The 24644-nt window shown below is 70.3% G+C and carries 28 protein-coding genes; 16 read left to right on the top strand and 12 right to left on the bottom strand.

Annotated elements, in window-relative coordinates:
* Positions 1–403: 403 nt before the first annotated feature.
* Both ACIBTU_RS33000 and ACIBTU_RS32995 read right to left on the bottom strand, forming a co-directional pair.
* The gene (locus ACIBTU_RS33000; protein ID WP_399130346.1) at positions 404–1315 is read right to left on the bottom strand and encodes an NAD-dependent epimerase/dehydratase family protein; all 912 of its coding nucleotides are present in this window, start codon (positions 1313–1315) and stop codon (positions 404–406) included.
* 23 nt (positions 1316–1338) lie between these two features.
* A complete protein-coding gene (locus tag ACIBTU_RS32995) occupies positions 1339–2151 on the bottom strand; it encodes an SDR family NAD(P)-dependent oxidoreductase (protein ID WP_399130345.1) in 813 nt (270 codons plus the stop codon).
* A gap of 177 nt (positions 2152–2328) precedes the next feature.
* Between ACIBTU_RS32995 and ACIBTU_RS32990 the strand changes: the two genes are divergently transcribed.
* Positions 2329–3033: an IclR family transcriptional regulator gene (locus tag ACIBTU_RS32990; RefSeq protein ID WP_399130344.1), complete on the top strand. Its 705-nt coding sequence runs from the start codon at positions 2329–2331 to the stop codon at positions 3031–3033.
* Between the two features lie 93 nt (positions 3034–3126).
* On the opposite strand, the gene ACIBTU_RS32985 is transcribed toward ACIBTU_RS32990, so the two are convergent.
* Positions 3127–3645: a cupin domain-containing protein gene (locus ACIBTU_RS32985; RefSeq protein WP_399130343.1), complete on the bottom strand. Its 519-nt coding sequence runs from the start codon at positions 3643–3645 to the stop codon at positions 3127–3129.
* A gap of 81 nt (positions 3646–3726) precedes the next feature.
* Between ACIBTU_RS32985 and ACIBTU_RS32980 the strand changes: the two genes are divergently transcribed.
* The 7 genes from ACIBTU_RS32980 to ACIBTU_RS32950 all read left to right on the top strand — a co-directional run bounded on the left by ACIBTU_RS32980 (position 3727) and on the right by ACIBTU_RS32950 (position 10258).
* Entirely contained in the window at positions 3727–4350 is a 624-nt protein-coding gene (locus tag ACIBTU_RS32980) for a TetR/AcrR family transcriptional regulator (RefSeq protein ID WP_399130342.1), read from the top strand.
* Positions 4351–5059: 709 nt separating this feature from the next.
* Positions 5060–5557 (top strand): hypothetical protein, encoded by a 498-nt coding sequence (locus ACIBTU_RS32975; RefSeq protein ID WP_399130341.1) that lies wholly within the window; start codon positions 5060–5062, stop codon positions 5555–5557.
* A 223-nt stretch (positions 5558–5780) separates the two neighbouring features.
* Entirely contained in the window at positions 5781–7415 is a 1635-nt protein-coding gene (locus ACIBTU_RS32970) for a hypothetical protein (protein ID WP_399130340.1), read from the top strand.
* Positions 7412–8173, top strand: a complete 762-nt coding sequence (locus ACIBTU_RS32965; protein ID WP_399130339.1) for an ABC transporter ATP-binding protein — start codon at positions 7412–7414, stop codon at positions 8171–8173. Before ACIBTU_RS32970 ends, ACIBTU_RS32965 begins: the two co-directional genes overlap by 4 nt.
* The gene (locus tag ACIBTU_RS32960) at positions 8170–9387 is read left to right on the top strand and encodes an ABC transporter permease (RefSeq protein ID WP_399130338.1); all 1218 of its coding nucleotides are present in this window, start codon (positions 8170–8172) and stop codon (positions 9385–9387) included. Before ACIBTU_RS32965 ends, ACIBTU_RS32960 begins: the two co-directional genes overlap by 4 nt.
* Positions 9388–9567: 180 nt before the next feature.
* Complete coding sequence (locus ACIBTU_RS32955) at positions 9568–9774, top strand: hypothetical protein (RefSeq protein WP_399130337.1); 207 nt, start codon at positions 9568–9570, stop codon at positions 9772–9774.
* Between the two features lie 115 nt (positions 9775–9889).
* Positions 9890–10258, top strand: coding sequence for a hypothetical protein (locus tag ACIBTU_RS32950; RefSeq protein WP_399130336.1), 369 nt, complete (start codon positions 9890–9892; stop codon positions 10256–10258).
* A gap of 27 nt (positions 10259–10285) precedes the next feature.
* On the opposite strand, the gene ACIBTU_RS32945 is transcribed toward ACIBTU_RS32950, so the two are convergent.
* Positions 10286–11287, bottom strand: a complete 1002-nt coding sequence (locus tag ACIBTU_RS32945; protein ID WP_399130335.1) for a helix-turn-helix transcriptional regulator — start codon at positions 11285–11287, stop codon at positions 10286–10288.
* Between the two features lie 260 nt (positions 11288–11547).
* On the opposite strand from ACIBTU_RS32945, the gene ACIBTU_RS32940 reads away from it, so the two are divergent.
* Positions 11548–12351: a BTAD domain-containing putative transcriptional regulator gene (locus tag ACIBTU_RS32940; RefSeq protein WP_399130334.1), complete on the top strand. Its 804-nt coding sequence runs from the start codon at positions 11548–11550 to the stop codon at positions 12349–12351.
* 34 nt (positions 12352–12385) lie between these two features.
* On the opposite strand, the gene ACIBTU_RS32935 is transcribed toward ACIBTU_RS32940, so the two are convergent.
* From ACIBTU_RS32935 to ACIBTU_RS32925, 3 genes are all read right to left on the bottom strand, one after another.
* On the bottom strand, positions 12386–12670 hold the full coding sequence (locus ACIBTU_RS32935; protein WP_399130333.1) for a hypothetical protein: 285 nt from the start codon (positions 12668–12670) through the stop codon (positions 12386–12388).
* 144 nt (positions 12671–12814) lie between these two features.
* Complete coding sequence (locus ACIBTU_RS32930; RefSeq protein WP_399130332.1) at positions 12815–13570, bottom strand: SDR family oxidoreductase; 756 nt, start codon at positions 13568–13570, stop codon at positions 12815–12817.
* Between the two features lie 82 nt (positions 13571–13652).
* Positions 13653–14519 carry a helix-turn-helix transcriptional regulator gene (locus ACIBTU_RS32925; RefSeq protein ID WP_399130331.1) on the bottom strand — a complete coding sequence of 289 codons (867 nt, stop codon included), beginning with the start codon at positions 14517–14519 and terminating at the stop codon, positions 13653–13655.
* A gap of 197 nt (positions 14520–14716) precedes the next feature.
* Between ACIBTU_RS32925 and ACIBTU_RS32920 the strand changes: the two genes are divergently transcribed.
* The 4 genes from ACIBTU_RS32920 to ACIBTU_RS32905 all read left to right on the top strand — a co-directional run bounded on the left by ACIBTU_RS32920 (position 14717) and on the right by ACIBTU_RS32905 (position 18678).
* Positions 14717–15436 carry a DedA family protein gene (locus tag ACIBTU_RS32920; RefSeq protein ID WP_399130330.1) on the top strand — a complete coding sequence of 240 codons (720 nt, stop codon included), beginning with the start codon at positions 14717–14719 and terminating at the stop codon, positions 15434–15436.
* A gap of 101 nt (positions 15437–15537) precedes the next feature.
* Positions 15538–16608 (top strand): sensor histidine kinase, encoded by a 1071-nt coding sequence (locus tag ACIBTU_RS32915; RefSeq protein ID WP_399130329.1) that lies wholly within the window; start codon positions 15538–15540, stop codon positions 16606–16608.
* The gene (locus ACIBTU_RS32910) at positions 16599–17243 is read left to right on the top strand and encodes a response regulator (protein ID WP_399130328.1); all 645 of its coding nucleotides are present in this window, start codon (positions 16599–16601) and stop codon (positions 17241–17243) included. The genes ACIBTU_RS32915 and ACIBTU_RS32910 overlap by 10 nt, the downstream gene beginning before the upstream one ends.
* 328 nt (positions 17244–17571) lie before the next feature.
* A complete protein-coding gene (locus ACIBTU_RS32905) occupies positions 17572–18678 on the top strand; it encodes a DUF418 domain-containing protein (protein ID WP_399130327.1) in 1107 nt (368 codons plus the stop codon).
* Positions 18679–18753: 75 nt separating this feature from the next.
* On the opposite strand, the gene ACIBTU_RS32900 is transcribed toward ACIBTU_RS32905, so the two are convergent.
* The 3 genes from ACIBTU_RS32900 to ACIBTU_RS32890 form a co-directional block, all read right to left on the bottom strand.
* The gene (locus tag ACIBTU_RS32900) at positions 18754–19395 is read right to left on the bottom strand and encodes a hypothetical protein (RefSeq protein WP_399130326.1); all 642 of its coding nucleotides are present in this window, start codon (positions 19393–19395) and stop codon (positions 18754–18756) included.
* Positions 19396–19637: 242 nt separating this feature from the next.
* A complete protein-coding gene (locus ACIBTU_RS32895; protein ID WP_399130325.1) occupies positions 19638–20057 on the bottom strand; it encodes a MarR family winged helix-turn-helix transcriptional regulator in 420 nt (139 codons plus the stop codon).
* Positions 20058–20157: 100 nt separating this feature from the next.
* Complete coding sequence (locus tag ACIBTU_RS32890) at positions 20158–21039, bottom strand: NmrA/HSCARG family protein (RefSeq protein ID WP_399130324.1); 882 nt, start codon at positions 21037–21039, stop codon at positions 20158–20160.
* A gap of 100 nt (positions 21040–21139) precedes the next feature.
* Between ACIBTU_RS32890 and ACIBTU_RS32885 the strand changes: the two genes are divergently transcribed.
* Positions 21140–21628, top strand: a complete 489-nt coding sequence (locus tag ACIBTU_RS32885) for a MarR family winged helix-turn-helix transcriptional regulator (protein WP_399130323.1) — start codon at positions 21140–21142, stop codon at positions 21626–21628.
* Positions 21629–21646: 18 nt separating this feature from the next.
* Here ACIBTU_RS32885 and ACIBTU_RS32880 read toward each other — a convergent pair whose 3' ends face one another.
* Together ACIBTU_RS32880 and ACIBTU_RS32875 are read right to left on the bottom strand one after the other, a co-directional pair.
* Entirely contained in the window at positions 21647–22114 is a 468-nt protein-coding gene (locus ACIBTU_RS32880) for a nuclear transport factor 2 family protein (protein WP_399130351.1), read from the bottom strand.
* A 47-nt stretch (positions 22115–22161) separates the two neighbouring features.
* Positions 22162–22809: an HD domain-containing protein gene (locus ACIBTU_RS32875; RefSeq protein ID WP_399130322.1), complete on the bottom strand. Its 648-nt coding sequence runs from the start codon at positions 22807–22809 to the stop codon at positions 22162–22164.
* A 165-nt stretch (positions 22810–22974) separates the two neighbouring features.
* Between ACIBTU_RS32875 and ACIBTU_RS32870 the strand changes: the two genes are divergently transcribed.
* Positions 22975–24006, top strand: coding sequence for a GlxA family transcriptional regulator (locus ACIBTU_RS32870; RefSeq protein ID WP_399130321.1), 1032 nt, complete (start codon positions 22975–22977; stop codon positions 24004–24006).
* Positions 24007–24254: 248 nt separating this feature from the next.
* Positions 24255–24551, top strand: coding sequence for a dsRBD fold-containing protein (locus ACIBTU_RS32865; RefSeq protein ID WP_399130320.1), 297 nt, complete (start codon positions 24255–24257; stop codon positions 24549–24551).
* Positions 24552–24644 lie beyond the last annotated feature (93 nt).

Genomic DNA, 24644 nt, shown 5'->3' with positions numbered 1-24644 from the left:
TGACGGCGGGCACTGACACCCTGACAGGATCATGGGAACAGAGATTTGAAAATGCGAAGAGGTGACCGAAAACCGTAACGGGCCAGCGGTGCAGCGCCCACCATCCGATTGCCGACATCGAGCCGTCGGGGAGCGACAAGAGCCTCAAGTGCCGGACGTACTTCGATCGGGGGGCGCACGGTGTTCTGAGCCCATACCGGGGCCCAGTCGCTGAGCGGCGCTGCCTTCCTCTTCGCCCGGTGGCATCTGCTCGGAGATCTCAGTTCCCTTGGCTACCGGCACGCCGTGCGCGTGAAGGGCCGGAGGCTTCTGCGGAAGCTCCGTGGCAGCACCAACCGCATCACCGACTTCGTGAAGGCCGTCCTCGTCCTTCATCACGCATCAACGTGAGGTTGGAAATGGCTCAGTGCGCCGCCGTGACGATGTCGATGAGGTTCTCCACCGCGCGGGCGCAGTCGTTCCTGGTGAACCTGAGGCGGCGCACGTCCTCGGGGGCGGGTTCGTAGGCCAGGGTGTTGCCTCGTCCCTGGATGATGGACGGGTCCGGTTGCAGTGGATGCTGCTCGTCGCGCTCGCCGATGACTCTCTTGCCGCCTGCGGCGTCGACCAGTAGCTGGAAGAACTGGCGGTAGGACATGTTCTGATCGCCGATCAGATATGCCGCGCCGGGTTCGCCGTGGAGCAGGGCTCCCCGGATGGCCTGGGCCAGGGAATCGGCGGACATGTAGTTGGTGCCGCCGGGTGGGGCGAAGTCGGGGATGCCTGGCTCGTTGCCGGCGGCCCACGACACCATCCGCCGGTAGCGCCGGGCGGAGGCGCCGGTAATGGCCCCGATGATCGAGGGCGGATTGAGTGTGCAGACGTTGAACGACGCGTCGGCGAGGGCGCGCGCCCCGTCGTCGGCCGCTTTGCGTGCCGCGATGTAGGGGTTGCTCGCGGCCAGGTCCGGGCGCAGGTGGTGGTAGTAGCTGCCTACTTGGACGAAGCGGCTCACGCCGGCCTGCTTGGCCAGTGCTGCCATGCGGGGGACCCCGGCACGTTGTGTGTTCTCCCAGAATGCCGTGGTGTCGTCGTCGGGGTTCTTGTGTCGCACGTCCTGGCCGGCGGCGAACACGATGCCGTCGAAGGGAGCGAGTTGCTCGGGGGTGAAGGTGGGCGCGGTGTAGTCGCCGGTCAGGTGCGGGAAGTCGGCTACCGGGGAGTCGTCGGGGGCCGGTCCGCGGCCGGCGACCGTGACGTCGTCGCCGTGGTCGCGTAGATGGAGTGCGGCGTGGGCGCCGATCATGCCGGTTCCGCCGATGATCAGAATCTTCATGGGGAGAGTTCCGTTCGGTGAGGTCAGGGGGTGCGGGGGCGGTTGGTCCAGCCGCCGGAACGGCGTGGGAACCAGCCGCCGGCGGCGTGGGTTCCGCCGTCGACGTGGATGGTGCCTCCGGTGACGAAGCGGGACAGGTCGGAGGCGAGGAACAGTGCGACCCCGGCGACGTCGTCGGGTTGCCCGGGCCCGCCCAGTGGGGACCATGTCGGCCACAGGTGTCGGTCCTCGTGGGGAACGATGTCCTCGTACGGCACCTGGGGTGTTTCGACGAGGTCGGGGGCTATCGCGTTCACGCGGACACCCGAGGGGCCGATCTCGGCGGACAGTGACCGGGTGAATCCGGTGAGTGCGGCCTTGTAGGCCGAGTAGACGGCGTGGCCCGGGATGGCGCGGTGGGCCTCGACCGTGGTCAGGTTGATGATGGAGCCGCGGTGCCGCTCGGTCATTCCGGGCAGGAGTGCGTGGGTGAGGCGGAGTACGTGCGCGAAGTTGATGTCGTGCAGCTCGTCCCACAGGGCTGGTGAGTTGGTGTCGAAGGGGTGCGGCGGCTGTACGAAGTGCCCGACGTTGTTGACCAGTACGTCGGGCTGGTGCTCGATGAGCTCGGCCGGACACGGGGTGCGGACATCCCATTCGAGGCTGGTGATCGAGCCGCCGGCGGCGGGGTCGAAGGGGTGCGGTGTCATCGGTTCGATGTCGGCGACCAGGACGTGCGCGCCGTGCGTGGCGAAGACCCGTGCGACGGCGGCGCCGATGCCGGCGGCTCCGCCGGTCACCACGGCGCGCCGGTCGGCCAGCAGTGGACCGGGCGTGAGGCGGTTGGGTTCGGTCATGGACGGAGTACAGACCATGTGTCCGAGCAGGGACAGCTGTCTTCCCGCTGGGCGGAAACAGTGGGTCGTCGGCGGCCTGTGATCGTCCTACGGTTCAGGCTGACGTCGCATGTGCGGTGCTCGCGGTCCGGAGTGTGTTTCGCATGCCGGTGGCGGGGATGCGAGGGAGGCGAGGGGATGACTGTGCGTGTGCAGGGTGCTGACGGCCCACCGGCCGGCGTGATGCAGCGTGCGGCGCTGATCCTCGATGCCCTGGACGGCGTGGAGCTCCTGAATCTGTCGCAGATCGCCGCAGCCACCCGGCTGCCGCTGTCCTCGACCCACCGCGCACTGGAGCAGATGCTCGCTTTGCGCTGGGTGCACCGCATCGGCAGGGACTATCAACTGGGCATGCGGATCATTGAGTTGGGGTCTGCGGCGTCGCATCAGAATGCGCTGCGTAGTGCTGCCCTGCCGAGTCTGTACTGGTTGCACCGGGCCACCGGCTGCGTCGTGCATCTGGGCGTCCTCGACGGCGACGAGGCTGTCTACCTCGAGAAGGTCGGCGGTGGACTCGCCACCGGCGTACGTTCCCGTGTGGGTCTCCGCTTGCCCGCCCGGTCTTCGGTCATCGGCAAGGCGTTGCTGGCAGGTTCGTCGAACAGCACCGCACGTGATGTTGCTCGTGTGCGTGAAGCACGTGTCGTCTGCGAGCACGAGGGGTGCAGGAAGGGCTTCAGTTGTCTGGCCGTTCCGATCGGTGCCCTCGGGCACGGCGAGGCCGCCGCGATCTCGGTCTTCGGGCCGGTCTCCAAGGTCCGTACGGACCATCGCATTCGCCTGTCGGTGCAGACCGCGGCGGCTGATATCGCGCGCCGTATGGCGCTGGCCCAGCGTCCCTGAGGCGTCGCCCAGGGGCGGCCCTTGTGTTCCGTACGTGTCTGGACGAGGCCGCGCACGCGGTGCGGGCCTGTACGGGCTTTCGGAAGGTAGCTGTCAGAGGCCGGGCGGTGGGGTCAGGTCGAAGCGTGCGATGACGTCGGGCAGCCAGGCGGGGCGGCCGAGTTGGAGGCCGTATTTGGCGGCGAGTTCAGGGAGTGCGTCTGCGGGCGGGGGCTGTTCGTCCTCGAACATTTCGACGACTTCGCGGAAGAAGTGCTCGAATCCGGCGGGGCTGATGATCTCGATCATGCGGGCGGGAACGGGTCCGGCGTTCCACATCGTGTGCAGTTCGCCGCGCGGCTTGGTGATGTAGCCGCCGGCCCCGAGGACGACCTCGCGGTCTCCGGAGCGGAAGCCGATCTCTCCCTCGGTGACGATCGAGTACTCGTCCTCCCGGGTGTGCAGGTGTGGCGGGACGAGGGCTCCGACCGGGAACGGGTGCTCTACGACGGAGACCGCTCCGTCCGTGTCCGCGCCCCACAGTTTGAAGGCGACTCCGATGGAGCCGAGGAAGCCCTGGGGTCCCTCGCCGGGGCGGACGACGGTGAGCGGTGGTGCCGGCGATTCGGTCATGGTGATCACCTCGGTGCGCTTTTTGGCGATACACTGGTGTTCCCTTAAAAGTCTCCGCCGCCGACCCGGAGGTGTCAAGCTTTGGGTGAACAGCAGCGTTCGCTGAAATCTCGTGGCTACGAGATGCGCAAGCGGGCCGAGGACGTGGACCGGACCCGGCAGCGCATCGTCGAGGCCGCCGTGCATCTGCACGGCACCGCGGGCCCGGGTTCGACGAGCATCGCCGCGATCGCCGAGCGCGCCGGGGTGACGCGGATGACCGTCTACCGGCACTTCCCTGACGAGACGGCCCTGTTCGAGGCATGCTCGGGGCACTGGATGTCGCGCCAGCAGCCGCCCCGGCCCGACCAGTGGCGCACGATCGAGGACCCCGTCGAGCGGCTGACGGCCGGGCTCGCCGACCTCTACCGCTTCTACCGCGCCGGCGAGCAGATGCTGGCCCTGGTCATCCGCGACCAGCACGCCGTGCCCGAGTCGATCCGCCGGGCGCGTGAGGCGATGGCCGAGCAGTACGTCGAGGTGCTGGCCGAGCCGTGGCCCGGCGGCACCGACCGCGCCCCCGTGCGGCGGGCGGTGATCGGCCACGCCACGGCCTTCTCGACCTGGCGCTCTCTGTGCCGGGAGCAAGGACTCTCCGACCGCGAGGCGGTCGAGGTCATGGTCACGCTGGCGGGCGTCGTCGGGGCTGACGGCTCCGCGGGGTGAGGTGTCGCGTCCTCCACAGCCCGCTCGTCACAGTGCCGTGGTCGGTCGCCGCGTGGAACGCTTCCCACCAGACCCCTCACCGGCCGATTACGGACTGAAGTTTGGGCATGTCCCGGGTAACTGGCCCCGCGGCAGTTCGGGCATCGGACGCACGTGAGCCGAGGTGGCGAGGCTGGCCGAGGCGGACCAGGGGCCGGGGCCGGCTGAGCAGGTGGCGAGCCGGGCCGCAGGTCGGTTCAAGGGCAGAGGGCGCGTTGCGCGGTCGTCACCAGGGGTGTGGCGACCGCGTCGCGGCGCGGACTCGGAGCCCACCCCGACGTATGCGGAGAACCCTCCCCGTGACCGCGCTCGCGTCATCGCTCGGCCCGTGGAACACACCCCGGCCCTGGCTCCGGACCGGCGTTGAACGTCCGTATCGCTGCAGGTCGTTCCATCGACGGCGTCCGCGCAGCCGCGTCACGCACGCGCAGGGGCCGGCGTCTCCGGGCTCCTCGGAGCGGGCCGTTTTCGACTCTCTCCGGCAGAGATCGGTTCCACCTATTCCTTGTGACGGGCGTCACGTTCTGGTATTCGCCTCGCCGAGCCGCACGGAGGGATCGGGAGCCGGTAGAAAAAGCGGCGCACGCCACCCGAGGAATTCAGGTGGGGCGACGCACACGGTTTCCCGATCGGGTGACCGTTCTCGATATCTCACGGGGAGACAATCGAAATGAACAACGGCATACGCACGCGTCTGGTGTCCGGGGCTGCCGCCGCCTTCGCGGCCGGCGCCCTCGTGCTGGCGGGTTCGCCGGCGCACGCCACCTCGGCGTCCACTCAGGTGGGCCTCCCGGGCGGTAACAAGATCAGCATCAACGCCTGGCACTGCAGCACCTACGTGAAGTCCTGCTCCTGGAAGGCCTCCACGAAGATGTCCGGGTCGCACCCGAAGCAGGCGGCCTGGATCCAGAACCGTGCGGAGCTCAAGGCGCACGGCTTCCGCGTCTCCGTCAAGATCTCCAAGAACCCCGAGGCCACGCTCACGATGAAGAGCAAGTCCCTGGGTGTGGTGCGGTGGAAGAACCACACCGCACGGATCGCCGACACCTACGGCAAGATGACGCCGAGCAAGGCCACGGTCTACGTGTCGACGAAGAGCTGCGGCTCGGCCAAGGTGACCAGCCGGATCAAGGTCAGCGAGAAGTGCGCGTACGCGGGGGCGGCGTGACCTTTGTTCGCCTCGGCGGACACGGCGCCTGACATGAATACATGAGTACGTGAGGGTGCCGCACCGTCAGAGCCCGACGGTGCGGCACCTTTTTGCGACTTCTGCATTCCCTGAAACTCGATATTCCCTGAGAAGGGAAACAGCGCGCGGGGGACTTTCGGTGAAATTCGGCGTAGCAGGACACGGAACGAAGCGGATGGGTGTCTTGATGGGGGTGGTGGTCGTGTCTGCTCTCCTCACGACCTCGTGCGGCGGGTCCGCGTCCGAGCGGTCGGGAGGGCGGGATCCTGCCGCTGCGGGGCAGTTCGACCGTCTGGTCAGTCAGGAGAACGGGTACTACTACCACCCGTTCCTGCGGGAGCAGCCGGCCGGTCCCCAGGCCCAGTCCTTCGCTCTGCGGACCTTGTCCGAACTCGGTGACGCTCCCCGGGTCCGTATGGATGCCGCCCAGGTCCGGTCGTGGCGCGAGGGAGCGTTGGAGACCTCGTCGCTGTGGGGCCGGGACTGGCTGGTCCCGCTCTGGCAGGCCGGCGCCGACCGGGCGCTGGGTCAGAGAGATGCCGCGGCCGTGAACCGGACGCGTACCAAGGGTGGTTGGTACGTCGACTCCGCGCTCGGCGACGACGACGAGGCGGCGCGGCTCGGTGCCACCTGGGCCGCGCTCGGTGTGCTCGACGCGCTCGGACGGCTGGACGACGTACCGTCCGAGGACCGGGCCACCACTGTCGCCTGGCTGGGCTCGGCAGCCAAGAGGCGGCACGCGCTCGACCAGAGTAGCGCCCTGGCCGGTTCGCTCCGGCTGCTGAAGCAGCCGGTCCCGGCCTCCCTCGCCCGGGTCGCGGCCCCGCGCACCGGCGGCTTCGCGGATCTGTCGCCCGACGAGCGGGCGACACGGCTCTCCGACACCTACAGCTACGTACTGGTCCGGGAGGCGGCGGGACAGCGTGCGGTCGTCGACCGCACGGTGTGGGAGCCGGTGCTCCGGGACGGCGCGGCGACACTCCCCTACGAGCAGCTCTACCAGCTCGTCCACGTGCTGAAGGCGGCCGGGACACCGCGGTCCGCCTTCGCTCCGGTCCTCGAGCGGCTCCACGGCACGCTCCTCGACGACGGGACCGTCCGCGAGCCCGACGCGTTCATCGGCGATCCCGAAGCCTCGCTCTTCGTCCAGCGGCTGAGGACCCTGGCCGGCTGGTCGCGCGAGGACCCCCGCCTGCTGCAGGCCATCGCCCGCGAGGAGAAGTCCGGCACCGCGAGCCCCGAGGCCACCGAGCGGCTGAACCGGGCCGCTCTGCGCGCCGTCACCGAGAACAGCGACCCGAGCGACCGAGTCCGGCAGTTGTGCACGGATCCGAACCTGGTGCCCACGACCGTGACTCCGCAGAACGCCACCGCATGGCAGCGCACAGTCCTCACCTGCGCCGACGCGGGCGCGGAGACCCGCGATCCGGTGGTCGCCGCCTGGCGACCGGACTCCGCGGACGCGGTGGTCGCCGCGGCCACACTCACCGTGGGTCTCGCCGACAGCGACCGTCGCGACCGTGTCCCGTCCTGGATCACCGCCGACGCACTGCGACGGTGGGCGCGGGACCCGGCCCCGTTCGGTTCCCTCTACGACTACACCCTCGTCGTCCGGGCCTACGCCCTGCTCGGCGGCGCCCTGGACGGTCCGCTGCGCGCGGCGCTCGGGCGGGCCGTCACGCCGTACCGGGGGTGCCCCGGGCTGCCGGACCTGTACCGGGTCGGCGGTGGCGACGAGGCCTGCGACCTGAAGACCACCTGGGGCGTGTGGGCGCTGGACCGGGAACTGGACGGCGCCATGGGCTGGTTGCCCGACGCCACGAGGATCGGGAAGTGAGCGAGAGTGCGGTGAGCGTGCTGCTGCGGGCCGAAGGTGTGAGCAAGTCCTACACCCTGCGCGGGCGGAGGGTTGATGTCCTGCGGGATGCCGATCTCGCCGTGGAGGGGGGCATGGTGACCGCCCTGGTGGGTCACTCGGGCTCCGGGAAGACCACTCTGTTGCACATCCTCGGGCTACTGACGCCGCCGGACCGCGGCCGCGTGGTCTTCGACGGCGCGGACGGTGGCGGGCCCGTCGACACGACGGGCATGTCGGACAGGGAGCTGGCCGATCTGCGGCGCGGCCGGCTGGGGTTCGTCTTCCAGTCGTACAACCTGCTGCCTCAGCACTCGGCTCTGCGCAATGTGGCTCTGCCGTTTCCTGGCCGCCGCGCAGAGGGCGAGCAGCGGGCTCGTGATCTGCTGGCTCGCGTGGGGCTGGCCGACCGGGCCGACCATCTGCCGAGCGAGCTGTCGGGCGGTGAGCAGCAGCGGGTCGCGTTGGCCCGGGCGTTGATCAACGACCCGCCCGTGATCCTGGCCGACGAGCCGACGGGGAACCTCGACACCGACAGTGAGGAGCTCCTTCTCGGGCTGTTTCACGAGCTGGCCGGTGAGGGCCGGGCGGTGGTTCTTGTGACCCACAATCCGGCCGTTTCGGCGGCTGCGGACCGGGTGCATCTGCTTGAACGGGGCGCGTTCGCTCCGGTCGGTCGTACGGAGACGGCTACGGAGACGGAGACCGAGACGGGTACGGGGACGAGGAGCTCGAAGTGAACACCTTTCGTCTGGCTCTCGCGAACGTCCGCGCCCTGCGGCGCCGCCTGTTCGGCCTCGTAGCCCTGGTCACCGTCGCCGCTGCCGTGTGCCTGGGCGCGCTGGGGATCGCCGACCGGGCGCAGGGCGCCGCCGACGCTGACGTCCGGGAGAGCAGCGCCAACCGCAGCGTCACCGTCGACCGGCCGGACGAGCGCCCCGACACCCGGCAGTTGACGGACCGCACCGCGGCTCGGCTGGCGAAGCTGCCGCACGTCGCCTCCGTCCAGCCCCGCGCCCAGGTCTCGTTCGGTGTGCTGACGGCGGCGGGCGACACGGTCCTGCTGTATGCGACGACCTACCGGCCCGCGCTGCCCCCTCCGGTCGTGAAGTCCGTACGCAAGCACCTCTTCCCGCTGCGCCCCGGCGAGATCGTCGCGCCCGCCACGTCGCAGGGTGTGGACCTGAGGGGGCGGGTCGGCCAGGACGTCGACATCGAGACCACTCGCTTCGTGCGTCAGGGCGAGGGGAAGGGGGTGCGTGACCGTGCTCGGCTCGTCGGTGTGTACGACCCGACGTGGCAGCTGGACAACCCCGATGCCGCCTACGCCGCCGACACCACCGTGATCGCCTGGGCGGCCCGGCGTGCCGGGGAACCGGAGGACCGCTACCTGTCCACCATCGGCTACGACCAGCTGACCGTGGTCGCCGAGACAGCGGCGGACGTGCCGGCGGTGACTAAGTCGGTGCAGGAGCTGGGCTATCCCGCGGTCACGATCCAGCAGCAGCTCGACGCGCTGCCTGCCGTCCTGGACATGATCAGTGTCGTCGGCCGGGTGCTGCTCGGGGTGCTCGGCGTGCTCGCCTTCGTCGGCGCCGTGACGGTGACCGGTGCGTTGTCGCGGCAGCGCGCTCAGGAGATCGGTGTCCTCAAGGCGGTCGGTTTCCGCACCCGTGCGGTTCTGACGATGCTCGTCACGGAGATGGCTGTGGTCGGTGCCGTGGCCGCGCTGGTGGGCGCGGTGCTCGGTGCGGTGCTCGGCGGTGGCACCGCCGCTCTGCTGCGGGGCAGTGCGGAGCTGGCTCCGTACGTCAAGGGATGGCTCGTGCTGCCCTCCGCGAACGCCCTGTTGCTGGTGCTCGGTCTGACGGTGCTGGTGGTGGCGGCGGGCTCGGTGGTCCCGGCGCGCAGAGCAGCACGCAAGTCACCCACGGAGGCGATGAAGGACTGGTGACGTGACCGCCCTCCTGTCGCCCGGTTGGCAGGATCGTGCACGGCGGGCGTCAGGAGGCTGCCAACCAGAGCTCTGTGGGGTGGGAAAGATCGCTGCGATGCTTCGGGTGCGGCGACCGGGGATCAGGCCCCGGACCGCTCTCGAGAAGGCGGCGCCGCGCGGCGCCGGGAGGGAAGACCCATGATGCGTACCGTCACCAGCAGGCTCGGCCGGGGGTTCACGGCGGCGGTGCTGACTGCGCTGACGGCGGTGGGGGCGTGCGCCGCCGTCGCGGGCAGCCTCACGTCCGCGAGCGGTGACGCAACCACGGTGTCGCTGCCCTGTCACGGCCCCAGGGACGCAGGCTGCAATCCGGCCAACGGCTGGCAGGACGGGACCAAGCCCTGATCCCTCGCGGCGAGATGGCCCTGCGGGGCATGTCGAGCGGTCCGGGCGCCGAGCATGGTGCCCGGGCCGTCGCATGTGCCGAACCTCTTCCCCGATCATCCGAGGAGCACCGCCGATGCACCGCATGCAGGCCCTGGGTCTCACGCCTGCGGAGGAGGAGACGTACCGGCACGTCCTGCGGCACCCCGGCCGGAGCATCCGCGCGATCGCCGCCGCACCCTGGCACCCGTACGAAACGGGCGCGGCCACCGTCGGGCGGCTGAAGGATCTGGGCGCCGTGTTCGAGCAGGACGGGCTGCTGTGGCCCGAGAACCCCGAGCGGGTCGTCGGCCGGCTGACGGAGCGGATGCTGGCCGAGCTGCACACCATCATGCAGAACCTGTCCCAGGCGTACGCGGTCGTGCGCTCGCTGGAGGAGGAGACGGCCGCGGCCGGACCTCCCGGCACGGACGACCCCGCGCAGATATCTGGGTCTTCCGGCTGACCGCGGCTGCTGACCGTGCCTCTGTGGTCAGATCCAGCCCCGTTCCCGGGCCAGCAGCGCCGCGTGGGCGCGGTTCTCCGCGCCGAGGATCCGGATCAGCTCCGATATGTAGCGGCGATACGTGCGCAGGGCCGTGCCCACCTGCCGCGCGCCGGTCTCGTCCTTGCTGACCGTGCACATGGCCCGTAGCACCTCGGCCTGCAGACCGGTCAGCTCCGGTCCGTCGGAGGCGCGACTCCCCGGGCCGACCACGTCGGCGAAGTCATCGGCTCCCGCCCACAGCCGCTCGAAGTTGTTGACGACGGTGGTGACGATCCCCTCCTCGCTGGAGCAGAGAGCACCCTTGGAGGTGTTCTTAGGGTCCACCGGCACGAGTGTCGTGCGGTAGTCGTACACGAGCATCAGTTCACTCAGGTCCTCGATCACCCGGACCTGCGCCCCCGCCGCGATCAGCTCCTGGAGGTACGCCCGCGTGGTGTCGTCCGCCACCGCGGACCCGCGGACCAGATTGCGCAGGACGACGCCGCGGCGCAGGCAGCGCAGATCGAGCGGGCGGGCGCTCTCGATGTTCTCCGGGGTCAGCGCGTCGTACGGCTCGCAGGCCAGGATCTCCGAGCGGGCGAAGAAGGCCAGTTCGTCCAGGCGCTCGCGGATGGCGGGCAGGCCGATCAGCCGCTCCACCGGGGCGTGTTCGGCATCCGGGCCCCGCTCGGACGACTCGAGCGTCAGAGAGTCCACGATGGGTCTCAGATCCGAGAGCGTACGAATCGTGTGGTAGAGCTCCTCCAGCCGTTGCTGGGCCAGCCGGTTCACCACCACGTCAGGAGTGTGCGGCCACACCTTGCCGCCGTCCTCCCGAAGGACATGCAGTTCCCTCAGCCGGCGCACCGCCGACTCCAGCACGATCGGTTCCTGCCTCGACAGCACGTGTGCCTGGGGAAGCTCGACGCCGGGGCTGCGCAGCAGCAGCCGGTACACCTCTTCCTCCACCGCCGTGATACCGAGGACGGCCATGTGATGCGCGGGCAAGAGCAACTCCGTGGGGGACGGGCGGGGAAGGATCCGGCCGGCGAATGGTGCCTGGAGCTTAGGAGCCGCGCTGCGCGAGGTGGAACCTGTGAACTGACCCGGTGACGGACCCGTGGCACCGCTGTGACAGGCGTGACAGGCCGTGAACAGGCAGGATGCTGCGTCCCGTTGACCAGATCCGGCCACCCTTCCTGTTCCTCGGCTCCTCGGCCACCTGCGATATTCGGTGTCGACGGAGGCAGGCACGGTGAGTGCAGTTCATGAGAGGCAAGGACCGGATGCTCTTCAGACTGCTCGGACCGGTACGCATCGCAGGCACAGCCGAGATGCAGTCCAGCGCCCGCCGCGCACTGCTCACCGCACTCCTGCTGCGCCGGGGACAGTTCGTCGGCATGGACGAGCTGACGGAACTGCTGTGGGCCGCGCCGCCGAGCTCCGCGGTGGCCAACCTCAGAAGCCACCTCACCGGACTGCGCCGCTGCCTGGACACCGCGCAGCCCGGCCTGAGCAAGCGCCTGACCACCAGCCGGGGCGCGGAGACCGGATACGCGCTCCGCGTCGACGCGGACGAGATCGACCTGTCCCGCTTCCTCAGGCTCGCCCGACAGGGGCGTGAACTGCTCGCCGCGGGGCACCACCAGCGGGTGGTCGGCGTCCTCGGCGAGGCACTCGCCCTCTGGCGCGGCCCCTTCGGCCAGCGGCTGCCCGCGACACGGTGGTTCCACGCGCACACCATGGGCCTCAACAACACCCGCCTCGAGGCCTGCCAGAACTACTTCACCGCCTGCCTGCTGACGCAGCGCACCGAGATGCTCCCGTACCGCATCGAGACCGTGCTGGCCGGAGCCCCCCACCGGCAGCGACTGTGGCAGCTGCTCGCCGCGTCGTACTGCGCCCAGGGGGACGTGCCCGGCGCGCTGGGGGTGATCGAGCGCTGCCGGACCGTCTTCGCCGAGGAACTCGGTCTGGACGTGCCTCCCGGCGTCGAGGCCATCCGCGCGGCCGCGCTCACCTGGGACACGGCGCGCGCCCATCGTCTGGTGGCCGAGATGGCCCGGCGCTGACGGTGGGCCCGGCGGGGTGAGGGTGAGGGCTTGGTCAGGTGGTGGGTTGATCAGGAGGTGGGGTCAGCTTTCCCGGCACCGACCCGCTGGGTGGAGGGGGTGCCGGGGTCCGACGGCCGTAGCGCACCGACCACGCGATGAGGGCGAGCGCGGACAGCGCGCGGGAAATCTTGTTCTCTTCGGTCACGAGGGCCACCACCAGAAGTGCCATGAGCAGCACTTGAGCCGGCCGGTCCCATCGCGACAACTGCCCGATGAGCGACGTGATGGCGGAACGATCGCTGCGAACAGCCTTCGTACGGCTCCGTCTGTAGATCATCCCGCCCCCTGGCGACCTGGCGCTCGCTGTCATGGTCACGCTGGCGGGCGTCGTCGGCCCCGCGTCCTGAGCGGGGCCGCCTACCGTTCGATCGACTCCCCCGCCGACCATACCGATCACCGGCGGGCGTGGTTCCTCGGAGTGTCAGTTGTTGGGCACGGATCCGACCAGGCCGCCGTCGATGACCAGGTCCTGGCCGGTGATGTAGGAGGCGTCGTCGGAGGCGAGGAAGGCCACGGCGGCGGCCACCTCGTCGGCGTGGCCGACGGTGCCGAGCGGTACCTGTGCGGCGTTGCGGGCGTCGGCCTCGGGGTCGGTGTTGGCGCCGCGGTACATCTCGGTGTCGATGTAGCCGGGGCTGACGGAGTTGACGCGGATGCCGCGCGGGGCCAGGTCGGAGCCGAGGGTGCGGGCCAGGTTGTGCACGGCGGCTTTCGTCGCCGAGTAGACGGAGGCGATCGGCAGACCCCGGTGCAGGGTCCAGGAGGCGTTGAGGACGATCGCGCTGCCTTCCTTCAGCAGGGGCAGTGCCTTCTGGACGGTGAAGAAGACGCCCTTGAAGTTGACGTCGGTGGAGTGGTCGAAGTCGGCTTCGGTGAGCTCGGCGCTGGGCTTGAAGACGCCCGTACCGGCATTGGCGAAGACGGCGTTCAGCGTGCCGCGCCAGGCTTCGATGCGGCGCATCAGGACGTCGAGGTCGGCCAGGTTCGCCGCGTCCGCGCGGACGGTCAGCAGTCGGTCGCCCGCGCCGAGACGGGCGGCGGCCTTCTCGAGCCGGGACTCGTCGCGTCCGGTGATGACGACGTAGGCGCCCTCGTCGAGCAGGCGGCGGGCGGTGGCCAGGCCCATGCCGGAGGTGCCGCCGGTGATCAGGACTGTTCGGTTCGTGAATCGCTTCATGTGGAAGATCCTGCGCGGCCCGGCGAGGCACCGGCAGTGCGTGACGAACCTGGGTCTGTCACCACCACCTTCGACCGGTCCGTCAGGCGTGCTGCGGGACGGTGGCGCCCAGCAGGGCGGTCAGCCGTTCCTGCGTCGGTGTGTCCGTCGCCGGGGTGTGCAGCATCAGGCGGTGGCCGGGCAGGTCGGGGAGGATCAAGGTGGTGTAGTCGAAGACGAGCTCACCCGCCTCCGGGTGAACGACGACCTTGGTGCCGGACGTGGCATCGCGAATGTTGTGCTCGGCCCAGATCTCGGCGAACTCGGGGCTGACGGCGCACATATCGGCAGCGATCCGGCCGAACTCCTCGTCGTCCGGGTAGCGTGCGGCGTCCGCTCGGAACTGACCGGCCATGACCTGCGCGGCGTCCCGCCAGTGGAGCAGCGACGACCGGTAGCGGGCCCCGGTGAAGAAGGTCACCAGGCAGTTGTGGTCGCGCTCTTCGTAGCCGAAGACCAGCTCGGCCGTCTGATTGACGGCCACCAGGTTCCAGTGCCGGTCGATCAGGTAGGCGGGGCGGGGCAACCAGGAGTCGATCAACCGGCGCAGCTCGTCCGGGACCTGGCGGCCGGTCACCGGTGGTGCCTGCGGCGGGTTCAAGCCGGCCAGGAGGTAGAGGTGTTCGCGCTCGGCGCCGTCCATGCGGAGCACTCGGGCGATCGCGTCCAGGACATCTGCGGATACGTTGATCTCCCGGCCCTGTTCCAGCCAGGTGTACCAGGACACCCCCACCCCGGCGAGTATCGCGACCTCCTCGCGGCGCAGCCCCGGAGTGCGGCGCCCGCGCACATCGCCTACGGCCATGCCGGCGTCGGCCGGGGTCACCTGAGCCCGCCGCGATCGCAGGAACTCCCTTATCTCGGCGCTCCGTCGGGCCCGCGCCTCTGCGGACAGCTTGGTGATCTCCATAAGGCCAGGGTAGATCCTGGAGTCGGGCATGCGGCCGTGCTGGTAGCCCTGGGGGAAACCGCAGGGTGATGCGCGGGATCACCGTACAGAGCCGGACGGTTGTCCTCGTAGTGGTGCTGAGCTGCGATTTCTAGCGTGGGTGGGGTTCGGGGCGCCTGCCTCGGAGCATTCGATCGCCTACGCCAGGAGACCTCCGTATGTACCTCGTGACCTCAGCCGCCGCTGCCGAGCCGACGACCGGCGTCGCCGGTTGGGCGGCGCATCTTGTCGATGTGTTCGGTGGGCCGGGTGCCGGTCTGGCGATCGCGCTCGAGAACCTTTTCCCGCCGCTGCCCAGTGAGGTCATCCTGCCGATGACCGGTTTTGCCGCGGGGCGGGGCGTGATCAGTCTCTTCTCGGCGCTGTTGTGGACGACGCTCGGGTCGGTGGTCGGTGCGGCGGCGCTGTACGGGATCGGGCGGGCCGTCGGCCGTGAGCGGATGTTCGCGCTGTGGGCTCGGCTGCCGCTGGTGAAAGTCTCCGATCTGGAGAGGACGGAGGTGTGGTTCCGGCGGCACGGTACGAAGGCGGTGTTGCTCGGGCGGATGGTGCCGATCTTCCGCAGTCTCATCTCGGTCCCTGCGGGACTGGAGCGGATGCGCCTGCCGGTGTTTCTGTCGCTGACCGCCGTCGGTTCGCTGGGGTGGAACTCGGTTCTGGTGCTTGCGGGTTACTGGCTCGGTGAGCGCTGGGATCTGGTGGAGACGTACGTGGGTGTGGTGTCCAAGGTCGTGCTGGTGGCGGCTGTCACCGCGGTGGCGGCGTATGTCGTGGTACGGCTGCGGGGGCGAGGTCGAGGTCGAGGTCAAGGTCAGGGTCGGCACCGTGATCGCGAGCACGAGCGCGAGCGCCGGGCGAGGGCCGAGCGGGCCCGTTAGGCTCGGCTTTCGTGCTGGTGACGGGCGTGGGGCGAGTGGAGGCCGGGGCGCTTCGGCGGGCGGTCGGCGTGCTTCTCGGGTGCGTTGTCGCGTGTGCGGGGTTGCTGTGGCTCGCCGTCGGCGGGGGCTTCCTGGGGCCGTTCCTGCTGTGGCCGCGCACCCGGTCCGGGGCGCGGGCGGCCCTGGTCGCGGGGGCTCGCCGGATCGCGGCGCTCGAGCGGCGCCGTCGCATCGTCTTCTTCGGTGACCGGTTCCCTCTGTCTTACGTCCCTGAGGACAGCACGGTTCTGCGGTATGTCGCCGCGCGTGCGTATGCCGGGTCGGTCACCGCGGTCACGCTGGCCTTGTTCGGGTTCGGCACAGTGCTGGCCGGGGTGTTCGGCATCGCGCTGGTGCGCGGGCGGGTCGGTGCCGTCGAGCTGCTGTGGCAGGTGCTGTTGGGTGGCGCGCTGCTCTTTCTCGGTGTGCAGGGCCTGCGCTCCCTGGGCGCGCTGGATGCCCGTCTGGCGCGTGACGCGTTCGGGCCTTCGGAGCGGGAGCTGTTGCGGCGGCGGATCGACGAACTGGCCACGAGCCGCGCCGCGGTGGTGCACGCCGTCGACGCGGAGCGGCGCCGTATCGAACGCGATCTGCACGACGGGCTCCAGCAGCGGCTGGTCGCCCTCGCGATGCTGCTCGGGCGGGCCCGCCGCCCCGGCCGCGGCCCCGAGCAGTCCGCCGCGCTGCTGGCGCAGGCCCACGAGGAGGCGCAGGGCGTGCTCACCGAACTGAGAGAGGTGGCGTGGCGGGTGTATCCGTCGGCGCTCGACGGGCCGGGGCTGCGGGAGGCGCTGGGCGGGGTGGCCGAGCGCAGCCCGGTTCCGCTGCGTCTGGAGTACGGTCTGCAGCGGCCGCTCCCCCGGCCCGTCGAGACAGCCGCGTACTTCGTGGTGTCGGAGGCGGTGACGAATGCCGCCAAGCACGCGCAGGCCACCGGCATTCACGTCCAACTCACCATGGCATCCGGGGTGTTGACTGTCTCCGTCCGGGACGACGGGTGCGGTGGAGCCGACCCGCGCGGCACCGGGCTCGCCGGACTGCGCGGCCGCGTCGAGGCGCTCGACGGCCGGTTGCGGGTCGACAGCCCGCCGGCCGGACCCACCACCATCACCGCGGAGCTGCCGTGCGTCTGATCATCGCCGAGGACTCGACCCTGCTGCGTGAGGGGCTGGTGCGACTGCTGGCGGAGGAGGGGCACGAGGTCGTCGCGGCGTTCGGGGACGCCACGACGCTGCCCGACGCCGTCGACACGTACGGTCCGGACGTCGTGGTCGTCGACATCCGGATGCCGCCCACGCACACCGAGGAGGGGCTGCGGGCGGCGCTGGAGATCCGTGCGCGCCGGCCGGCGACGGGGGTGCTCGTGCTGTCGCAGCACGTGGAGCGCACGTACGCGGCGCAACTGCTCGCGGGCGGCGCCGAGGGAATCGGCTATCTGCTCAAGGACCGGGTGGCGCAGGTCGAGGAGTTCCTCGACGCGTTGGAGCGGGTCCGGGCGGGCGGCGCGGTGATCGACCCGGAAGTGGTGCGGCAGCTTGTCGGCCGTTCTGTCCGCGTCGACCCGCTGGCCCGGCTCACCCCGCGCGAGCGTGACGTCCTGGAGGTCCTCGCGCAGGGGCACACGAACAGCGGGATCGCCGAGCGGCTGCACCTGTCTCTGAGCGCGGTCGAGAAGCATCTCAACGCGGTCTTCGACAAGCTGGAGCTGCCCCGTACGACGGGGTACAACCGGCGGATCCTGGCGGTCCTGCACTATCTGGAGGCCTGAGCCGGGGGCAGGGTGATGTTCGCCTCACGCGCTATCAGGCGTGTCCGGGTGGGGTGGTGCGTCGCAGGGTGCATGGCTCAGGCGTGGGCGTCGGGCCGCGAGGATGTGGAGGAGGCCCACGGTGGGTTCCTAGCTTCTGGCAGGGGTCAGCGTAGCTGCCGGCCTTGATGGTCCTGGCCTTGTCTTAGACAGAAGTCGGTGGGCGCTAGACCATCGGCCGACGTCGTGCGGGTGGGGTGCGGCCTTGACTGGGGGCATGACGACGGAGAGGTCCGGACCGACGAATCCGGCGGGGCGGGCTCTCGCTCCCGACTTGGCGCGTGGCTTCATGTTGTTGTTCATCGCGTTGGCCAACTCCCATTACTTCCTGCGGGGTTCGCGGATTTTCGGGGGCTTTCCGCAGGGTGGGTCCGTGGTCGACTCGGGTACTACGTGGGTGATCTCCACGTTTGTCGACGGGCGGGCGTTTCCCATGTTCGGGCTGCTTTTCGGGTACGGGGTGGCGCATATCGTGCGTCGGCAGGCCGCGTCCCGGCCTCGGGACGTGCGGCGGCTGTTGTGGCGGCGTGGCTTGGCCCTGGTGGTCGTGGGGACTGCGCACGCGATGCTCTTGTACGTCGGCGACATTTTGGCCGCTTATGGAGTACTGCTGTTCGCAGGGGCGTGGATGGTGCGGTGGAAGGACCGCTGGCTTCTTCTGACCGCATTGCTGTTCTTTGTGCTGACGTCGTTGCCCAGCGCCGGCTCGTCGGCGGTGAGCAGTGATCCGCCGGATCCGTCGATGCTGCCTGCGGACGTGGGCACGATGTTCGCCGCTCGCCTGGAGGTGGCGCCGGTGGTGGCGCTGCTCGGGCCGATCGGGTTCCTGTGCCCGTTGGCGGTCGGGCTGTGGGCGGGGCGGCGGCGGGTTCTGGACGAGCCCGAGCGGCATCGGATTCTCTTGCGGGTCGTGGCCGTGGTCGGAATCGGTGCCGCGGTGCTCGGTGCGCAGCCCGCGGCGCTGATGGCTGCCGGGGTCGTCGATGTCCCCGGGCCGCAGGTGCTGGAGTTGGTCGGGCCGCTGCATGATGCCACGGGGGTTCTGGGTGGGTTCGGGTACGCGGCGCTGGTGGCTCTGGTGGCGGCGCGGGTCGCTGCGCGGCGGGGGCGTGTGGTGAGTGCGATCGCTGCTGTCGGTCAGCGGTCGATGACCTGCTATCTCGCGCAGTCGGTGGTGTGGGCGGTGATGTTCACCCCGTTCCTGCTGGACCTCTCCGGGAGGCTGACCGTCGCCGCTACGGCGCTCCTGGCTGCGGCCACCTGGTTCGCGACCGTGCTGGTGGCCGACCGCATGCAACGGCGGGGGCGGCGTGGCCCGTTCGAGGTGCTGGTGCGGCGTGTCACGTACGGCGGAGCTGTCCCCTCGGGGGAGGCGTTGAGGCGGCCCGTGTCCTGAGCGTGCGTGCGGCAGGGCCCGTCGGTGACGGGCCCTGCCGGGCAAGCTCAGAAGAGGGGTGTTCTCCGGTGAGGGTCAGCCGGTGGTCCAGATGACCGGCTTGTCGCTGTACGCGTCGCCCTCGTCGAACTCGGCGCCCGTGACGTCGCCGCTGCGCGACGCGGCGAGCGAGCAGGTCTCGAACGATGCTCCCTTGCCGAACTCTGCGGGCGCGGATTCCTTGTCGCACTTGCCCGGGATGTCACCGATCAGGGAGACGCCCGTGCTCTGGCCGCCGTCGAGCAGGCCCCTCAGCTGTACGTACGCGCGCGACAGGTCGGTGTCGCCGACGTTCTCCACCTTCATCTTGATGAAGTACGGCGTCAGGCCCTTCGCGCGTGCGCCGAACTGGGACATGTCGGCCTCGGCGCCCTTGTCGATCGCCGTGACGGTGATCGCGAGGGTGCCCTTCTTCTTGGCGTACTCGAAGGGGAGGACCGCCTTGTCGCCGACCTTGAGGCCGGCGCCCGGTGCGGTGACGTCGCCGGCGGGCTGGGCGTCGCCGCCCGCGTTCTCGCTGCTGTCGGCGCTCGGGCTCTCCTGTTCCGGAGTGGGCGCCGTCGCCGCCGGCGACTCCTTCTCCGTCGCCGCGTCCTTGCTGTCGCCGCCGCAGGCCGTGAGCCCGAGGCCGAACGTGGTGACCAGAACGGCCGTCAGTGCGATACGCGCCTTGCGCATGTGCCAAAACCTCGCTGTTGGGTGAGTTGTCCGCCGATCCGGCGATGTCCCGCGCAGTTTGTCAGGCCTGTGTGCATGTTTGGTGCGCGTGAGGTGGTGGAGACGTCGGGGCACGCCGTGTCCCGCCCGGGGGAGGAAGCCTGCGACATTCGTCCGCCGTACAGAGCACCGAAGTTGCGTGAGATGTTCGCTCGCGAGGTTCAGTGTTCAGTTCTCAGTGTTCATTGCTCATTGCTCGGTGTTCAGTGGCGGGCGCTCGTCGCCGCTTCCAGGTTCTGGCTCATGCGTTCCAGGACATGGACGGCTGTGCGGTACTCGTCCGGGGAGATGCCGGTCGTCGACAGTTCGCGGAACGCGTCGACGCGCGCGGCGACGTCGGCGAGACGCCGGCTGCCATCACGGGTCAGGGCGAGCCGGCCCGGTGCGGAACGCTCCGCCCATCCGTCGGCGAGGACGGCGTCGACGGCGGAGGTCAGTGTGGCGCTGTCGGCGTTGGCGGCGAGGATCGACAGGACGTCCGTGTCGGCGGCTTCGGGGGTGTCCTGGATGACGTTGAGGACCTGCCAGGCGATGCGGGTGAGGCCGAACTCCTCCAGCATGCCGTTCATGTGGCAGGTGAGGGCCTTGTCGGTGCGGTTCAGCCAGTAGCCGATCGGTTTCATGAGCGTGCTCGTGCTCCTTCAGCGGGGGCGGGGGCGCCGCCTGGAGGGGTGCGTTCGGCGTCCGAGTGGTGCCCGCTTCGCGGCTGCGGGCCGGGGCCTGTCACGGATGCGCGGGCGCCGCGGACAGGAGTGCGGGCCAGTCCTGGGCGACGGCCCAGTCGGCGAAGCTGTGCCAGCCGACTTCGGGGTAGTCGCGCCTCAGTGACGTGACATCGACGTCGAGGCCGACGGCGGTGAAGTACGCGAACATGGCCGCCAGGTCGGCCGAATGGGTCCGGACGTAGGCCAGGGGTACCTCTTGGTGGGCGACCTGGCGGCCCATCGCGGTCGTGAGGATCTCCGCCATCCGGGCGGGGGTGCACTCGTCGGAGGCGATGTCGATACGGCGGCCGGCGAACTCGTCACGGCGCTGCAGCGTCAGCGCGGCGAACGCGCCGATGTCGGAGGCCGGGATGAGCGTGAGGGGCCGGTCGGTCGGCATGGGCCAGGCGAAGGTGCCGTCGCGCAGGCCGTCGAGGGTCCAGCCGCCGGCGTAGTTGTCCATGAACGCCGCCGGGGCGATCACCGTCCAGGGCACCCCGGCGGTACGCATGTGCTGCTCGATCAGGAGCTTGCTCTCGTAGTGCGGGACGCCGGTGTCCCGGTCGGCGTGGGCGGCGGAGGTGAACACGATGTGGCCGAGGCGGACCTCTGCCGCGGCGTCGACGAGGGCCTTGCCCTGACGGATCTCGGTGGCGGTGTCGGTGCCGAACGGGGTGGTCACCGCGAAGAGGGAGTCCGCTCCGGTGAGGGCGGCCTCGAGCGAGGGGCGGTCGTCGAAGTCGGCGTGGCGCACCTCGGCGCCGAGGGCGCGCAGGGTGTCGGCGGCGGGCGAGTCGGGGCGGCGGGTGAGGGCGCGGACCCGGTGGCCGGCTGCGAGCAGGGCGCGGGCGGTGGCTCCGCCCTGGGCTCCGGTGGCTCCGGTGACGGCGACGGTGAGCATGGTTTTCCAACCTCTCGAATGAGTACTATCACTGCGTGACGCATTAATTGCGTCACGCAGTGACTACGAGAGATTGCTGCGCCGCGCAGCGATTTGGAGTGTGATCCAGATCACGAACTCACGTCGGGCCCTGCTGTCCGCGGAACTGACGGAGGAGTCCCGCCGCTACCTGGCGGCCTACGTGCTGTTCAACCAAGCTGTCGCCGACCACCTCGGTCTCCACCCGACCGACGTTCAGTGTCTGAGCCTGCTGACCGCAGGGCCCGGGCCGCACACGGTCAAGCAGATCGCCGGCATGACCGGCCTGACCACGGGCTCGGCCACACGACTCGTCGACCGGCTCGAACGTGACGGCTACGTGGTCCGCACCCCCGACCGGCAGGATCGCCGCCGCGTACTGGTCACCCCGGTGCCGGAGCGCATCGCCCGCGTCACAGAGGTGTGGGACGAGCTCGGCCGGACCTGGCAGGCGCTCCTCGACGACCACACCGAGGACGAGCTCGAAGTGATCATCCGGCACACGCGACGGGCCCACGACCTCAGTCACGCCCACATGCGGCACCTGCGATCCCGCCCGAAGCCGGACTGAGCCGACTCACGACCTCCGTCAGGCCAGCGGAAGCGCTGCCCCGTGCTCGTGCGGCGCACGGGGGCCGTGGATCCGGCGCTCATGTGCCTGGATCGGCACGTCCTTGATGCTGGCTTCGCGCCGGCGCATCAGACCGTGGGCGTCGAACTCCCACAGCTCATTGCCGTACGAGCGCCAGTGGCCGCCGGCCGCGTCCCGCCACTCGTACTGGAAGCGCACGGCGATCCGGTCGTCACCGAAGGCCCACAGTTCCTTGCGCAGGGCGTAGTCGAGTTCCCGTTCCCACTTCGCTGCGAGGAAGGCACGGATCTCGTCCCTGCCGGTCAGGAAGGTGTCGCGGTTGCGCCATACCGAGTCCGGTGTGTAGGCGAGCGCGACGCGGTCGGGGTCACGCGTGTTCCACGCGTCCTCGGCCGCCTGCACCTTGGCCACGGCGTCCGCTGCGCTGAAGGGGGGTACGGGAGGGCGGTTCGAGGTGGTCGGCAGGCTCCGGGTGTCGTGTTCGTGGTCGTGGTCGTGGTCGTGGGAGGAGTTCACTGCGACCACCGCGAGTTCTCGATGACGGTCACGAAGTCGGTGCGTACGAATCCCGGCGTGAAGCGGGCGAGGACGTCGGCCTTGACGTTGCCGAACGCGGTGGCGGGCCGGTGCGCGATGCCCTCGGTGAACGCCTCCAGGATCCGGCGCTTGAAGTCCGGGCGCGGGTGCGCGGCCACGACCGCGTCGCGCTGTTCCTGCGTGGTCTCGTCGAACCCGAGCCCCAGGACGTCGACTTCGACGCCCGCGGTGACCAGGGCCACCTCCGGCTCCATGTGGTACGGGATCTCCGGCGTCGTGTGCAGGGCGATCGCGGTCCACGCCGTGCGGGTGCGCTCGGCGGGCAGGCCGTGCCGCGTCAGGAAGTCGCGGGCCGCGTCGGCTCCGTCGATCTCGAAGCGCTGTGCGGAGGTGGCGTACTTCTGGGTGAGCCCCAGGTCGTGGAACAGCGCTGCCACGTAAAGGAGTTCGGGGTCGAAGTCCAGACCGCGGTGGCGGCCGCGCAGGGCGCCGAAGAGGTAGACGCGGCGGGAATGGTCGTAGAGCAGGGCGCCCGCGGTGTCGCGGACCAGTTCGGTCGCCTCGCGGGCGAGCGCGCTGTCGGGGATCTCGATGTCGGCGATACGTGTGCGTGTCGTGGTCACGGTCGGCTCCTGGTCCGTTGCTGGCCGGTTCTTGGCCTGTTGCTGGCCCGTTGTCGGCCCGTTGCTGCGATGCCTTCAGCCTGCCGTCCGGGCGCATGCTCGCACCATGTCCTTGTGGACGTGAACCCCACACATATGGCCATGGCGTGGCGCTAGCCTGGGGAGATGAGCACCCGCGAGGATCCCATCCGTCGCCCTCCGCGCCGTGTCGTCTGCGTACTCGCGTACGACGGCGTGCGGCTGCTCGACGTGACGGCTCCGCTGGAGGTGTTCAGCACGGCGGCCGAGCTGGGGGCCCGCTACGAGGTGGCGCTGCTGTCCCCGCACGGCGGCCCCGTCACCACCTCGGCCGGGACCCGGCTGCTCACGGACCCGGTCGACGGGCTGGCGGGGCGGGTCCACACGTTGATCGTCCCCGGCTCCCCCGCCCTCCCCCGGCAGGTGCCGCACGGACTGGTCGACGCCGTCCGCACGCTCCACTCCGCGTCCTGGCGCACCGCGTCCGTGTGCACCGGCGCCTTCGCACTCGCCGAGGCGGGGCTGCTGCGCGACCGGCGCGCCACCACGCACTGGCGGCACACGGCGACGCTGGCCCAGCGCCATCCCGGCGTCGACGTCGACGCGGACGCCATCTTCGTGCGGGACGGACGGATCTTCACCTCGGCGGGCGTGAGCGCGGGCCTCGATCTGGCCCTGGCCCTCGTCGAAGCCGACGAAGGTCCTGACCTGGCCCGTGAAGTGGCCCGTGACCTGGTGGTCTTCCTCCAGCGCCCGGGCGGGCAGTCCCAGTTCTCCGTGGCCACGCGTACCCCCGCCTCCCGCCACGGCAGCCTCACCGCGCTCCTCAGGTCGATCGACGCGGACCCCGCGGCGGACCACTCGCTGCCGGAACTCGCCCGCCGGGCGGGCCTCAGCGCCCGCCATCTCACCCGGCTCTTCCGCGACGAGATCGGTGACACCCCCGGCGGCTACGTCGAGTCGGTCCGCCTCGAAGCCGCGCGGACCTTGCTCGACGCGGGCGGGACGGTGACCGCGACGGCCCGCCTCAGCGGTCTGGGCAGCGACGAGACGCTGCGCCGGGTGTTCCTGCGCCATCTGGGAGTGACGCCGTCGGCGTACCGTGCGCGGTTTCGTACGACGGGGCGCGGCGGGTCCGAGGGCGGTCGGGGCCGCCGTGGGGTGGAAGCGGTCGACTGACGGGCTGCGCTTGGACGGGGGCGCGCAGTCGGCGACCCGTACCCGAGATTTTCCGCCGCTGGTTGCCGGGCGGGGCCGGTGCGGCGGCGGGGAGACAATGGAAGCAAGGCCGAACCGTTGCCGTCCGGTCGTCGGCGCCCTGGTCGGGGCGGCAGCCATGACTGAGAGCCCGGAGCCCTGCCGGCGGCGTGCCCGCGCGCGCGGGCACCGGGTCCCCCGGCCGAGCCCGAGATCTCTGGAGGGACGCCATGTCGCACACCGCCCAATGGACCGCCCGCCTGCATCTGTCGGAAGACGATCGCCGGACCGAGGCGCGGGTCGATCTCAACACCGGTTCCGCGCATCTCACGGGGAGCGGCACCGCCCGATGCAACCCCATCGACACCGACGTTCCCGAGATCGGTGACGAACTCGCCGCTGCCCGCGCGCTGGAGCAGCTGGCGGCGCAGTTGAAGAGAAACGCCTACCACGACATGGAGGCGGCGGGGAATGTCCGCAAGTCCCGGGTCGCCCAGCTGGGATGGCCGGAGATGACCAGGTCGTAGCCGTGATCGGAGCCGTGATCCAAGCCGTGATCCAAGCTGTGATCGAACCCCTGGGTCCCTGGGCCCGGGGGTTCCCGTGAGCTTCCGCGCGAG

Source organism: Streptomyces sp. NPDC050145 (assembly GCF_044460245.1).
Classification (GTDB): domain Bacteria; phylum Actinomycetota; class Actinomycetes; order Streptomycetales; family Streptomycetaceae; genus Streptomyces.
The sequence above is the reverse complement of the archived record's forward strand: the minus strand, read 5'-3'. Positions and strand labels throughout refer to the sequence as shown.

What these genes read in the sequence shown, in the direction of transcription:
- ACIBTU_RS33000 (WP_399130346.1), bottom strand. Translation starts at nt 1,315, where the DNA reads ATGAAGATTCTGATCATCGGCGGAACCGGCATGATCGGCGCCCACGCC.
- ACIBTU_RS32995 (WP_399130345.1), bottom strand. Translation starts at nt 2,151, where the DNA reads ATGACCGAACCCAACCGCCTCACGCCCGGTCCACTGCTGGCCGACCGG.
- ACIBTU_RS32990 (WP_399130344.1), top strand. Translation starts at nt 2,329, where the DNA reads ATGACTGTGCGTGTGCAGGGTGCTGACGGCCCACCGGCCGGCGTGATG.
- ACIBTU_RS32985 (WP_399130343.1), bottom strand. Translation starts at nt 3,645, where the DNA reads ATGACCGAATCGCCGGCACCACCGCTCACCGTCGTCCGCCCCGGCGAG.
- ACIBTU_RS32975 (WP_399130341.1), top strand. Translation starts at nt 5,060, where the DNA reads ATGAACAACGGCATACGCACGCGTCTGGTGTCCGGGGCTGCCGCCGCC.
- ACIBTU_RS32955 (WP_399130337.1), top strand. Translation starts at nt 9,568, where the DNA reads ATGATGCGTACCGTCACCAGCAGGCTCGGCCGGGGGTTCACGGCGGCG.
- ACIBTU_RS32950 (WP_399130336.1), top strand. Translation starts at nt 9,890, where the DNA reads ATGCACCGCATGCAGGCCCTGGGTCTCACGCCTGCGGAGGAGGAGACG.
- ACIBTU_RS32940 (WP_399130334.1), top strand. Translation starts at nt 11,548, where the DNA reads ATGAGAGGCAAGGACCGGATGCTCTTCAGACTGCTCGGACCGGTACGC.
- ACIBTU_RS32935 (WP_399130333.1), bottom strand. Translation starts at nt 12,670, where the DNA reads ATGATCTACAGACGGAGCCGTACGAAGGCTGTTCGCAGCGATCGTTCC.
- ACIBTU_RS32930 (WP_399130332.1), bottom strand. Translation starts at nt 13,570, where the DNA reads ATGAAGCGATTCACGAACCGAACAGTCCTGATCACCGGCGGCACCTCC.
- ACIBTU_RS32925 (WP_399130331.1), bottom strand. Translation starts at nt 14,519, where the DNA reads ATGGAGATCACCAAGCTGTCCGCAGAGGCGCGGGCCCGACGGAGCGCC.
- ACIBTU_RS32920 (WP_399130330.1), top strand. Translation starts at nt 14,717, where the DNA reads ATGTACCTCGTGACCTCAGCCGCCGCTGCCGAGCCGACGACCGGCGTC.
- ACIBTU_RS32905 (WP_399130327.1), top strand. Translation starts at nt 17,572, where the DNA reads ATGTTGTTGTTCATCGCGTTGGCCAACTCCCATTACTTCCTGCGGGGT.
- ACIBTU_RS32900 (WP_399130326.1), bottom strand. Translation starts at nt 19,395, where the DNA reads ATGCGCAAGGCGCGTATCGCACTGACGGCCGTTCTGGTCACCACGTTC.
- ACIBTU_RS32895 (WP_399130325.1), bottom strand. Translation starts at nt 20,057, where the DNA reads ATGAAACCGATCGGCTACTGGCTGAACCGCACCGACAAGGCCCTCACC.
- ACIBTU_RS32890 (WP_399130324.1), bottom strand. Translation starts at nt 21,039, where the DNA reads ATGCTCACCGTCGCCGTCACCGGAGCCACCGGAGCCCAGGGCGGAGCC.
- ACIBTU_RS32870 (WP_399130321.1), top strand. Translation starts at nt 22,975, where the DNA reads ATGAGCACCCGCGAGGATCCCATCCGTCGCCCTCCGCGCCGTGTCGTC.
- ACIBTU_RS32865 (WP_399130320.1), top strand. Translation starts at nt 24,255, where the DNA reads ATGTCGCACACCGCCCAATGGACCGCCCGCCTGCATCTGTCGGAAGAC.